The 12376-nt window shown below is 61.3% G+C and carries 9 protein-coding genes and 1 pseudogene (1 of these 10 cut by a window edge); 8 read left to right on the top strand and 2 right to left on the bottom strand.

The window, feature by feature from the left end; translation table 11 throughout:
* Positions 1-149 precede the first annotated feature (149 nt).
* On the bottom strand, positions 150-1253 hold the full coding sequence (locus tag WGT02_RS19920; protein ID WP_024317039.1) for an NADH:flavin oxidoreductase/NADH oxidase: 1104 nt from the start codon (positions 1251-1253) through the stop codon (positions 150-152).
* Between the two features lie 442 nt (positions 1254-1695).
* Between WGT02_RS19920 and WGT02_RS19915 the strand changes: the two genes are divergently transcribed.
* The 8 genes and pseudogenes from WGT02_RS19915 to clpB all read left to right on the top strand — a co-directional run bounded on the left by WGT02_RS19915 (position 1696) and on the right by clpB (position 12079).
* Complete coding sequence (locus WGT02_RS19915) at positions 1696-2970, top strand: aspartate kinase (protein ID WP_024317040.1); 1275 nt, start codon at positions 1696-1698, stop codon at positions 2968-2970.
* Positions 2971-3060: 90 nt separating this feature from the next.
* Positions 3061-5328 (top strand): phosphoenolpyruvate--protein phosphotransferase, encoded by a 2268-nt coding sequence (gene ptsP / locus WGT02_RS19910; protein ID WP_024317041.1) that lies wholly within the window; start codon positions 3061-3063, stop codon positions 5326-5328.
* A 28-nt stretch (positions 5329-5356) separates the two neighbouring features.
* Entirely contained in the window at positions 5357-6436 is a 1080-nt protein-coding gene (gene prfA, locus WGT02_RS19905) for a peptide chain release factor 1 (RefSeq protein ID WP_208249610.1), read from the top strand.
* Positions 6433-7314 (top strand): peptide chain release factor N(5)-glutamine methyltransferase, encoded by an 882-nt coding sequence (gene prmC / locus WGT02_RS19900; RefSeq protein ID WP_024317043.1) that lies wholly within the window; start codon positions 6433-6435, stop codon positions 7312-7314. The genes prfA and prmC overlap by 4 nt, the downstream gene beginning before the upstream one ends.
* Before the next feature lie 366 nt (positions 7315-7680).
* The gene (locus WGT02_RS19895; RefSeq protein WP_024317044.1) at positions 7681-8469 is read left to right on the top strand and encodes a DUF4167 domain-containing protein; all 789 of its coding nucleotides are present in this window, start codon (positions 7681-7683) and stop codon (positions 8467-8469) included.
* A 291-nt stretch (positions 8470-8760) separates the two neighbouring features.
* Positions 8761-8969: pseudogene (locus tag WGT02_RS19890) on the top strand (arylsulfatase); the annotation flags it as partial.
* A 35-nt stretch (positions 8970-9004) separates the two neighbouring features.
* Positions 9005-9268: a hypothetical protein gene (locus tag WGT02_RS19885; protein WP_225039752.1), complete on the top strand. Its 264-nt coding sequence runs from the start codon at positions 9005-9007 to the stop codon at positions 9266-9268.
* Positions 9269-9475: 207 nt separating this feature from the next.
* Positions 9476-12079 carry an ATP-dependent chaperone ClpB gene (gene clpB / locus WGT02_RS19880; RefSeq protein ID WP_024317046.1) on the top strand — a complete coding sequence of 868 codons (2604 nt, stop codon included), beginning with the start codon at positions 9476-9478 and terminating at the stop codon, positions 12077-12079.
* 55 nt (positions 12080-12134) lie between these two features.
* On the opposite strand, the gene WGT02_RS19875 is transcribed toward clpB, so the two are convergent.
* On the bottom strand, positions 12135-12376 hold the final stretch of the coding sequence (locus WGT02_RS19875; RefSeq protein ID WP_024317047.1) for a M23 family metallopeptidase. 1699 nt of this gene lie beyond the right edge of the window; the window shows 242 of its 1941 coding nt (coding positions 1700-1941); its start codon lies beyond the right edge, outside the window; its stop codon occupies positions 12135-12137.

Genomic DNA, 12376 nt, shown 5'->3' with positions numbered 1-12376 from the left:
TCGGCGCAGTTAGGCTGCCTGTTTCTGTGGCGCGATGCAACTGCACCTTTCGGGCCGTTGGAGCTCCGGCATGGAGCTCGCCCGCATAGAGCCGTGCCTCAATATTTTGGGGGCATCTTGTTCAGGTTGCCAAATGCTGCAACGCGCCGTTAGGTTACGAATAGCGATTTGAACTGCGACGGCTGGCAGCGGAGATACTGACTGGCGGCCTTTACCTGGCCGCCGAGCGCGGCTGCAGCATGCCAGGGCCAACGGGGATCGTAGAGCGCCGCGCGAGCGATGGCGATCAGGTCGGCATCTCCGGTAGCGACAATTGCCTCGGCTTGTGTCGGCTCCGTGATCAGGCCAACGGCAACAACGGGCATGTTCACTGCGGACTTGATCGCGCGGGCAAGCGGCACCTGGTAGCTGGGGCCGACCGGGATCTGTTGGGCCGGATGCAGCCCGCCGCTCGATACGTGGATTGCGTCACATCCCCTCGCTTCAAGCATCTGGACAAAGGTGATGACCTGGTCGACGTCCAGACCGCCCTCGATCCAGTCTGTTGCGGAGACCCGCATCGTGACGGTTCTGTCGGACGGCAAGGCCGCTCGGACAGCATCGAAGACCTCAAGTGGAAACCGCATTCGGTTTTCGATCGAGCCACCATATTCGTCCGAACGCTGATTGGAAAGCGGCGATAGGAACTGATGCAGCAGGTAGCCGTGCGCGCCATGAAGTTGAACGGCATCTATACCGATCCTCGCAGCGCGAACCGCAGCGGTAGCGAATCCGTCCCGCACGCGTTTTAACCCCTCCCGATCCAGCGCCGTTGGCGGCACATAGTTTGAGCTGAAAGCAATCTCGGAGGGTGCTTCGGTCTGCCAGCCATGCAAGTGATCGGGGGGAAACTGGGTGCCGCCGCGCCACGGAACCTCCGTGGATGCCTTGCGGCCTGCATGAGCAAGCTGCACGGCAATCGGGATATCGGACCAGCGGCGGATGGCTTCGAGAGTGCGGGCCATTGCCGCTTCGGTGGCATCGTCGTACAGGCCGACATCCGCAAACGTGATCCGCCCCTCGGGAACGACAGCCGTGGCCTCCATGGTCAGAAGGGCTGCGCCCGACAAAGCCAGTTGGCCGAGATGGATCATGTGCCAATCGGTCATGCAACCATTTTCGGCAGAGTACTGGCACATCGGTGCAATCACGATCCGATTTGCAAGCTCAAGATTGCGGACGCGAAACGGCGTGAACAGAACGGGCTGCGACAAGCTTGATCCCCTCTAAATTACGGACGCAGTAGGCGGGCAACGGCTTCTACTGCTGCCCCTACATGCTCATGAACGGTCCCAGAACGGAGGTGCACCAAACAGCGTCGGCGGTCAGCGTTGTTCATTTCGTGCAAGACATATCGCTCCATAGGCTCCCCCTTACTTGAGTCCAGGCCGATGGGCTGCAATTAGCGTCGAGCCCATTCACTTCAAGGACGTCTATCTGCTTCCGCTCCGTCACGCTCTCATTCTCCTTTCCGCACCTTGCCACCCCCCCACAAACTCGCTAAGAGACGCGGCAACTTGGGCCCTTGGGGCGCAAGGCTTTAGAAGGGCTCCAGAACTCCCAATTCCTGGCTCTTCAGCCATGCGGTTCCATACAGGGCTCGTGATGCCGGGTCTGGCTTTGGTCTCTCTCGGCGCTAGGTCGTGGTAGAGGCATATGGCACGCATCGTATTGAAATTCGGCGGAACGTCCGTCGCTGATCTGGACCGCATCAAGAACGTTGCCCGCCATGTAAAACGTGAAGTCGATGCCGGCCATGAAGTGGCGGTCGTCGTATCGGCCATGTCCGGCAAGACGAACGAGCTGGTCGGCTGGGTGCAGGGCGCGCCGAAGGTCGTTGGCGCCAATTCGCCGTTTTACGATGCGCGCGAATATGATGCGGTCGTCGCATCCGGCGAGCAGGTGACATCCGGGTTGCTTGCGATCACTCTGCAGGCGATGGATATCAACGCCCGCTCCTGGCAGGGCTGGCAGATTCCGATCCGCACCGACAACGCCCATGGCGCCGCCCGTATTCTCGAGATCGATGGCTCCGACATCATCAAGCGCATGGGCGAAGGTCAGGTTGCCGTCATTTCCGGCTTTCAGGGGCTCGGACCCGACAATCGCATCGCGACGCTCGGCCGCGGTGGCTCGGATACGTCCGCGGTCGCGATCGCCGCTGCGGTCAAAGCCGATCGCTGCGACATCTACACCGATGTCGACGGCGTCTACACGACCGATCCGCGCATCGTGCCGCAGGCGCGCCGCCTGAAGAAGATCGCCTTCGAGGAAATGCTCGAAATGGCCTCGCTCGGCGCCAAGGTTCTGCAGGTTCGCTCTGTCGAACTCGCTATGGTGCACAAGGTCCGTACCTTCGTGCGCTCCTCTTTCGAAGATCCCGATGCTCCGGGCATGGGTGATTTCTTGAATCCGCCCGGAACGCTGATTTGTGACGAGGATGAAATCGTGGAACAGGAAGTAGTCACCGGCATCGCCTATGCCAAGGATGAGGCTCAGATCTCGCTTCGCCGTCTTGCCGACCGGCCGGGCGTTTCCGCGGCGATCTTCGGGCCACTGGCCGAAAGCCACATCAACGTCGACATGATCGTCCAGAACATCTCCGAAGACGGCTCGAAGACCGACATGACCTTCACGGTTCCTTCCGGCGATGTCGACAAGGCAATCAAGGTTCTCGGCGAGAACAAGGAAAAGATCGGCTACGATGTCGTTCAGAACGAATCGGGTCTGGTGAAAGTGTCCGTTATCGGCATCGGTATGCGCAGCCATGCGGGCGTTGCCGCCACCGCGTTCAAGGCGCTGGCCGACAAGGGCATCAATATCAAGGCGATCACGACATCGGAGATCAAAATTTCGATCCTTATCGACGGTCCGTATGCGGAACTCGCTGTCAGGACTTTGCATTCCTGCTACGGTCTGGATAAGAACTGATTCTGAACAGGCTTGCCGCGCGTTCAAGTTGAGAAGTCACGCGGCTGTTGGCTGTGAGACTTTGATGTTTGTTTTGGAGCTTGAGACGCAATGAGAGACCTTTCCGGCGGTCCGCGCGTGCTGCTCAAGCGGCTACGCGAGTTGATGGCGGAGCCGCTGGAGCCGCAGGAACGTCTCGATCGGATCGTTCGCCAGATTGCAGGCAACATGGTGGCGGAGGTCTGCTCCGTCTACGTGTTGCGTGCCGACGGCGTCCTCGAGCTCTATGCAACCGAAGGTCTGAACAAGGAAGCGGTCCACCTCTCCCAGCTCAAGATGGGGCAGGGTCTGGTCGGCACGATCGCCGCCTCGGCGCAGCCGCTCAATCTCTCCGACGCGCAATCGCATCCGGCCTTCCGCTACCTGCCGGAAACCGGCGAAGAGATCTATCATTCCTTCCTCGGCGTGCCGATCCTGCGCACCGGCCGTTCGCTCGGCGTTTTGGTCGTGCAGAACAAGGCAAGCCGCACCTATCGCGAAGAAGAGCTCGAAGCGCTCGAGACGACCGCGATGGTGCTTGCCGAGATGATTGCTACCGGCGAGCTCAAGAAGATCACCAAGCCTGGCCTCGAACTCGACCTGACGCGTTCGGTGACCATCGACGGCGACACCTATAATGAAGGTATCGGCTTGGGTTACGTCGTGCTGCACGAGCCGCGTATCGTCGTCACCAACCTGCTGAACGAGGATTCCGAGAAGGAAATCCGTCGTCTCAGCGAGGCGCTCGGGTCGCTCCGTATCTCGATTGACGACCTTCTGTCGCAGCGCGACGTTTCGATGGAGGGCGAGCACCGCGAGGTTTTGGAAACCTACCGCATGTTCGCCTATGACCAGGGCTGGGTGCGCAAGCTTGAGGAAGCGATCCGTAACGGACTGACGGCGGAAGCCGCGGTAGAGAAGGTGCAAAGCGACACCAAGGCGCGCATGATTCGCATGACCGATCCCTATCTGCGGGAGCGGATGCACGATTTCGAAGATCTGGCGAACCGGCTGCTCCGGCAGCTGACCGGCTATACCGGCCGCACTGCGGGGGATGGCTTCCCGAGCGACGCCATCATCCTGGCGCGTGCGATGGGGGCGGCCGAATTGCTCGACTATCCGCGTGCCAATGTGCGCGGCCTCGTGCTGGAAGAAGGTGCGGTGACGAGCCATGTGGTGATCGTCGCGCGTGCCATGGGCATTCCCGTGATCGGCCAGGCCGCGGGCGTCGTGGCGCTTGCCGAAAACGGTGATGCCGTGATCATCGATGGTGATGGCGGGCATGTGCATCTTCGCCCCATGCCTGAACATCAGCGTTCCTACGAAGAAAAGGTACGGTTCCGCGCCCGTCGGCAGGAGCAGTTCCGGGCGCTGCGCTCCGTCGAGCCGCGTACCAAGGACGGGCAGCGTGTGTCGTTGATGATGAATGCCGGGCTGCTTGTCGATTTGCCGCAGCTTTCGGACTCGGGCGCCGAAGGCATCGGCCTGTTCCGCACCGAGCTGCAGTTCATGATCGCCTCCACTATGCCGAAGGCGGAAGAGCAGGAACTGTTCTATCGCAACGTGCTGAAGCAGGCGGCCGGGCGGGTCGTGACCTTCCGCACGCTTGATATCGGCGGCGACAAGGTCGTTCCCTATTTCCGCGGCCATGAGGAAGAAAATCCAGCTCTCGGCTGGCGGGCGATCCGCCTGTCGCTCGATCGTCCGGGTCTGTTGCGCACGCAGTTGCGTGCCATGCTGAAGGCCGCGGCAGGCATTGAGCTGAAGCTGATGGTGCCGATGGTGACCGAGGTTTCCGAGATCGCCGCCGTGCGCGACCTCCTGCAGAAGGAAGTGCAACACCTCTCCCGCTTCGGCCACGGCCTGCCTCGCAAGCTGCAGTTCGGCGCGATGCTGGAAGTGCCGGCCCTGCTCTGGCAGCTCGACGAGCTGATGTCGGCCGTCGATTTCGTCTCGGTCGGGTCGAACGACCTCTTCCAGTTTTCGATGGCGGTCGATCGCGGCAATGCGCGGGTTTCCGACCGCTTCGATCCGCTTGGCAAGCCGTTCCTCAGGATCCTGCGCGACATCGTACGGGCGGGCGAACGCAACAACACGCCGGTGACGCTATGCGGCGAGCTCGCCGGCAAGCCGATCTCGGCGATGGCGCTGCTCGGCATCGGCTTCCGTTCGGTATCGATGTCGCCGGCGTCGATCGGTCCGGTCAAGGCGATGTTGCTCGGACTTGATGCCGAGGCGCTGGCAAAGGTGATGAATGAGGCGCTTGACGATACCAAGTCGCCGACGTCGATGCGCGACGTACTTGCCCACTTCGCCGATGCTCACAATATTCCTCTTTAGTTCAAGACAAGCAGAATCGGAGTGAAGGGTGGCGAAGCTTCCCGTTGAAAAGATGCGCGAGCTGGAACGCCGTTTTGGTGAGATCGAAGCGCGCATGTCGGCCGGCCCGGCGGCCGATGTCTATGTCAAGCTTGCCTCCGAATATTCCGAGCTGCAGCCCGTCGTCACGAAGATCCGCGCCTACGAGAAGGCGATTGCCGAGCTTGCAGACCTCGAAACCATGCTGAACGACAAGTCGGTGGACCGCGAAATGCGCGATCTGGCCGAGCTGGAGCTGCCTGACGTGAAGGAGCAGCTGGAGGCGCTGGAGCAGGAAATCCAGATCCTGTTGTTGCCTAAGGACGCAGCCGACGAGAAGAGCGCCATTTTGGAAATCCGTGCCGGCACCGGTGGGTCGGAAGCTGCACTCTTTGCAGGCGACCTGTTCCGGATGTATGAGCGCTATGCCGCCGCCCACGGCTGGAAGGTGGAAGTGCTGTCGTCGAGTGAAGGCGAAGCGGGCGGCTTCAAGGAAATCATCGCGACGATTACCGGCAAGGGGGTGTTCGCCAAGCTGAAATTCGAATCCGGCGTCCACCGCGTCCAGCGCGTGCCGGAAACGGAAGCGGGCGGGCGTATCCACACCTCGGCCGCGACGGTCGCGGTTTTGCCGGAGGCGGAAGAGATCGACATCGAGGTCTGGCCGGAAGACATCCGCATCGATACGATGCGCTCCTCCGGCGCCGGTGGCCAGCACGTCAATACGACCGACTCCGCGGTGCGCATCACGCACCTGCCGACAGGCATTGTCGTCACCAGTTCCGAGAAGTCGCAGCACCAGAACCGCGCCAAAGCGATGCAGGTTCTGCGCTCGCGGCTCTATGACGCCGAGCGTCAACGCGCCGACAGCGAGCGTTCCGCCGACCGCAAGAACCAGGTCGGCTCCGGCGACCGCTCCGAACGCATCCGCACCTACAACTTCCCGCAAGGGCGCGTGACAGACCATCGCATCAACCTGACGCTCTACAAGCTCGACCGGATGATGGTCGGCGAGATCGACGAAGTGGTAGACGCGCTGATGGCCGATTATCAGGCGAGCCAGCTGGCGCAACTCGGCGAGCAGCAATGAGCAAGAGCGGGAAACAGGCTGAGCCTACGGTTTCCCAAATGCTGGCCGGGGCCCGCCGTCGGTTCACCGAAGCCGGCATAGAGAGCGCTGCCGCGGATGCCCGCGTGCTGGTGGCAGGGCTACTTGGTCTTTCGACGACTGCCATCGTCACGCGGGGCGCCGAGACCATCGGCACGGAGCAGGTGGCAGCGATCGAGCAAGCAATCGAACGTCGGCTGGCGCACGAGCCGGTTCACCGCATTCTTGGCGAACGCGAATTCTACGGCCTGCCGCTGTCGTTGTCTGCGGAAACCCTCGAGCCCAGGCCTGACACGGAAATTCTCGTGGATACGATGCTTCCTTATCTGCGCGATCTTGCAAATGCCGAGGGCCGTATCCATATCCTGGATCTAGGGACCGGAACCGGGGCGATATGCCTTGCGCTGTTGAGCGAATGTCCGGAGGCGTCAGGCGTCGGCAGTGACATATCAGCCGATGCGTTGAGGACGGCACAATCAAACGCGGAAAGAAACGGATTGCAGGATCGCTTCGAAACCATTCAGTCTAGTTGGTTTGAAAACATCCACGGCGCGTTTCACGTGATTGTCTCAAATCCGCCCTATATCGCTTCTAAGGTCGTTCACACTCTCGCTCCCGAAGTGACGAAATTTGATCCACCTGCCGCACTGGATGGCGGCGCGGATGGGCTTGACGCCTACAGAACCATCGCCAAAGATGCGGCTAGGTTCATACAGCCCGACGGCGTTGTGGGACTTGAGATTGGCTATGATCAGCGAAACGACGTGACAGACGTTTTCGAGGCTGAGGGCTTCAAGCTTCTGGAATCCGTGAAAGATTACGGCCAGAATGACCGGGCGCTTGTGTTCGCGCTCAAGTGATGCGCGGCAACGTAAAGCACTAAACAGGACATTGGTGTCATTGCGAAGAAAAGGCTTGGATTTCCACGGGAAGCAATATAGGTTGACCGCACGCGTTGGAGAGATAGGACGGAACGGTGAGTCGTTCGATACTAGCTCGGCCTCGGGGGTCGGCTCTTTTAAACGAGAGTTTCAAAGGTTGAACACGACCCAATGCGTGAATCAGTCAAACTGACTTGAGAACAAGCGGCAGGTTGGCGCGAAGGCGCAGTATGCTTGCGGCACGAGGGCTCTGAGCCGGTGAACCGGCCACGGCGGTTGGTGCCACCACTCCACAACAAACCACAAAACAAACCACAACAAACAATGAATTCAGGTGAACGATCTATGAGGCCAGGACAGCAGAACAAGCGCGGTCGCGGGCGTGGCAATAACAACGGCGGCAGCGGCGGCGGTGGTGGAAACAACAACAACTTCAACCGCAAAGGCGGCAATCCGCTGACGCGCACCTACGACAGCTCCGGCCCCGACGTTAAGATCCGCGGTACCGCGCAGCATATCGCTGAAAAGTATGCGCAGCTCGGTCGCGACGCACAGAGCTCCGGCGATCGTGTCATCGCCGAAAACTATCTGCAGCACGCCGAACATTACAACCGCATCATTGCCGCCGCACAGGCGCAGATGCAGGAGCGCTTCCAGCGTGACGACCGCAACGAGTTCAGTGAAGGCGCCGAGCGCGAAAGCGACGACGTCGAAGGCGGGGACAACGACGATGTCGTCATCGTCCAGCCGCCGCGCCAGCAGTATGAGCATCAGCAGCGCCGCTCGGAGGAGCAGCCGCAGCGCCGAAACGACGAGCAGTCGCGCCGCAACGAAGACCAGCCCCGCCAGCCGCGGCGTCAGGAACAGCAGCCGGCTGCAGCTGCATCGGCAGCGCCGCAGCCCGAAGCCATCGACGGCAGCGGTCCGCAGCCTGAGATCGAAGGTATCCCGGCAGAGGTTTCGATGGACGAGGAAAGCGCCGCAGGCCAGCCGCGCGAGCGTCAGCCGCGTCGGCGCACTGCTGGCAGCCGTCCACGTCGTCCGCGCCGCGCTGCGGAAGGCGAGGCTCCGGCCGAGGGCGAAGGCGCAGATTCCGGCGACGCCCCTGTTCTGGCGGATGCCGCTTCGGAATAGCCGGATCGTCTCAGCGATCCGAGCCAACGGATAAAAAGGTCGCTCTTCGGAGCGGCCTTTTCTGTTCCTGCATCCCCTTTCGCCGCCTGACCGGGCTCCGCCCGAGCGTTAAAGGGCGGCGCAATTTGCCGTAACGCGCACCTACGTCAAAGCCATGGCTATGTCTGAGTGGATCGCGCCAATACATCTCATCACCAGACAACATTGCAAATAGTCGACGTTTGACGGGAGACCTGCGACGACAACATTCGCGTACCCTCCTGTGACGCCAGCAACCTCACGCGCCTCAATCTGCTTCAGGATCGACAGCGCTCGCTGCCGGGGCCGTTGCGGCCGCCAGCATGGTGAGGTCGGCGGCAGCCCAGGCGCAGACGGCAGCGCCATCCGGCAACAAGCCGAACATCCTCGTCATCTTCGGGGACGACATCGGCATCCCGCAGATCAGTGTCTACACGATGGGGCTGATGCGTTATCGCACGCCCAATATCGACCGGATCGCGATTTTCTCGCCAAAAACATATGGCTCCTCGTTCCGATGCAGGGAAGGATCAAGGACTTCTTCAAAGACTCTGATCAGTTCCCTCATCGGGAAGGCAGTTCGCTGAATGCCAGTGGCATCAACGACAGCATGCTACGGCAACAGGCGGCCCTGAACCGATTGAATGAAATGGAACGCTTGCCCCCGGTGACCGCGTGCCACAGACCCGCGCCGGTTAGAAACGGCGCGGGTCATTTTCCTTTGATCAACTATCGCGAAATTTCGCCGCAAATGCCTGACGGTACAAGCGTTGCGATGTGACGCCTTTCTCGGTGGGTCTCCCCGTGCCGGACCGGCGTCTTTTTCGCCTGATCGCCCCTTTAAACTTTTGAAATTGTCCACCATATCCAGCCCAAGTTCAGCCGCAAATCCCAAACCGCGGCGGACAATGAGCTTGCCATTGAGGGAGCTCGATCTCAGTCATCGGCCTGTGCCTCGTGAGGGCAGGGCGATTCATGGAGGTATAGTATGAATATTGAAAAATACTCCGAGCGGGTGCGCGGTTTCATTCAATCCGCCCAGACTTATGCGCTCGCGCAGGGTCACCAGCAGTTCACGCCCGAACATGTTCTGAAGGTGCTGCTCGACGACGACCAGGGCATGGCCGCTTCGCTGATCGAACGCGCCGGCGGCGACGCCAAGGCCGCACGTCTTGCCAACGATGCCGCGCTTGCCAAGCTGCCGAAAGTATCAGGCGGCAACGGGCAGATCTATCTTGCTCAGCCGCTTGCCAAGGTTCTTTCGACGGCTGAAGAGGCAGCCAAGAAGGCTGGCGACAGCTTCGTCACCGTCGAGCGGCTGCTGCAGGCGTTGGCGATCGAGTCTTCGGCTTCGACGTCCACGACGCTGAAGAATGCCGGGGTGACCGCGCTTGCGCTCAATCAGGTCATCAACGAAATCCGCAAGGGCCGCACAGCCGACAGCTCGAATGCCGAACAAGGCTTCGACTCGCTGAAGAAGTACGCCCGCGATCTGACCAGCGAAGCCCGAGAAGGCAAGCTCGATCCGGTCATTGGCCGCGACGACGAAATCCGCCGCACGATCCAGGTCCTGTCGCGCCGCACCAAGAACAACCCGGTGCTGATCGGCGAGCCGGGCGTTGGCAAGACCGCCATCGTCGAAGGCCTGGCGCTGCGCATCGTCAACGGCGACGTGCCGGAATCGCTCAAGGACAAGAAGCTGATGGCGCTCGACATGGGCGCGCTGATTGCAGGTGCGAAATATCGCGGCGAGTTCGAAGAGCGGCTGAAGGCGGTGCTCAACGAGGTGCAGGCCGAGAACGGCGAGATCATCCTGTTCATCGATGAAATGCACACGCTGGTCGGCGCCGGCAAGGCGGATGGGGCGATGGACGCCTCCAATCTCCTGAAGCCCGCGCTTGCGCGCGGTGAGCTGCACTGCGTCGGCGCGACGACGCTCGACGAGTACCGCAAGCATGTCGAAAAGGATCCGGCCCTTGCCCGCCGCTTCCAGCCCGTCATGGTCGAGGAGCCGACGGTCGAGGACACGATCTCGATCCTGCGTGGCCTCAAGGAAAAATACGAGCAGCATCACAAGGTCCGTATCTCGGATTCGGCTCTGGTTGCGGCTGCGACGCTTTCCAACCGCTACATCACAGACCGATTCCTGCCCGACAAGGCGATCGACCTGATGGACGAAGCCGCTGCGCGGCTGCGCATGCAGGTCGATTCCAAGCCGGAGGAGCTGGACGAACTCGATCGCCGCATCATGCAGCTGAAGATCGAGCGCGAGGCGCTGAAAAAGGAAACCGACACGGCGTCCGCCGACCGACTGGTGCGGCTCGAAACCGAGCTGACGGGTCTTGAGGAAGAGGCCGATGCCCTGACGGCCCGCTGGCAGGCGGAAAAGCAGAAGCTTGGCCTTGCCGCGGACCTGAAGAAGCAGTTGGACGAAGCACGCAACGAACTCGCAATCGCGCAGCGCAAGGGCGAGTTCCAGCGCGCCGGCGAGCTGACCTACGGCGTCATTCCGGAACTCGAAAAGAAGCTGACGGAGGCCGAACAGCAGGATAGCGATCGCAGCGCCATGGTGCAGGAGGTCGTTACTCCCGACAACATCGCGCATGTCGTCTCTCGCTGGACCGGCATTCCGGTCGATAAGATGCTGGAAGGCGAACGCGACAAGCTGCTTCGGATGGAAGACGAGCTGGCGAAATCGGTGATCGGCCAGGGTGATGCGGTTCAGGCGGTGTCGCGCGCCGTCCGCCGTGCGCGTGCCGGCCTGCAGGATCCGAGCCGGCCGATCGGCTCGTTCATCTTCCTCGGCCCGACCGGTGTCGGCAAGACGGAGCTCACCAAGGCGCTTGCCCGCTTCCTGTTCGACGACGAGACGGCAATGGTGCGCATGGACATGTCTGAGTACATGGAGAAGCACTCCGTGGCCCGGCTGATCGGTGCCCCTCCCGGCTATGTCGGCTATGACGAAGGTGGAGCGCTGACAGAGGCGGTGCGCCGCCGGCCGTACCAGGTCGTTCTGTTCGACGAGATCGAGAAGGCGCACCCTGATGTCTTCAACATCCTGCTACAGGTTCTGGACGATGGCCGCCTGACGGATGGCCAGGGTCGGACGGTCGACTTCCGCAACACGATGATCATCATGACGTCGAACCTCGGCGCCGAGTACCTGACCCAACTCAAGGAAGGGGACGACAGCGAGGCGGTTCGCGAGCAGGTGATGGAGGTCGTGCGCGGTCACTTCCGGCCGGAGTTCCTGAACCGTATCGATGAGATCATTCTGTTCCATCGCCTGAAGCGGGAGGAAATGGGGGCGATCGTCGATATCCAGTTGAAGCGTCTGGTGGCGTTGCTTGCCGAACGCAAGATCACGCTTGAGCTAGACGACGATGCCCGGAATTGGCTCGCCAACAGGGGCTATGATCCGGTCTATGGTGCGCGGCCGCTGAAGCGCGTGATCCAGAAGTATGTGCAGGATCCGCTGGCCGAACAGATCCTCTCCGGCCAGGTGCCGGACGGATCGACGGTGAAGATCACCAGCGGTACTGACCGGCTGTTGTTCCGCACGCGGAATACCGCGGTCGACGAAGCAGCTTAAAGTGGTTCGATAGTCAGAAAGAAATGGCGGCCTCGGTCGCCATTTTTGTCGGATGCTATTTGCTCGCGACCTGCGGCGGCGGCTGGTTGCCGAGGAGGGCATCGATGCGCTGCCGCTCGTCCTCGAACTTTGCCAGTGCCCCGCCCTTCAACGACTTGCCGCCTGGCAAGCGCACTCGGAGTGGATCGACCTTGGTGCCGTTGACGATCATCTCGTAGTGCAGATGCGGGCCGGTGGATTCGCCCGTCGTGCCGACCCAGCCGATCACCTGGCCCTGGCGCACCTTGGCGCCGGGAG

This window comes from Rhizobium sp. T1470 (assembly GCF_042140505.1).
Taxonomy (GTDB): Bacteria; Pseudomonadota; Alphaproteobacteria; order Rhizobiales; family Rhizobiaceae; genus Rhizobium; species Rhizobium favelukesii.
Note: the sequence above shows the minus strand (reverse complement) of the source record. Positions and strands in the feature narration are given on the sequence as shown.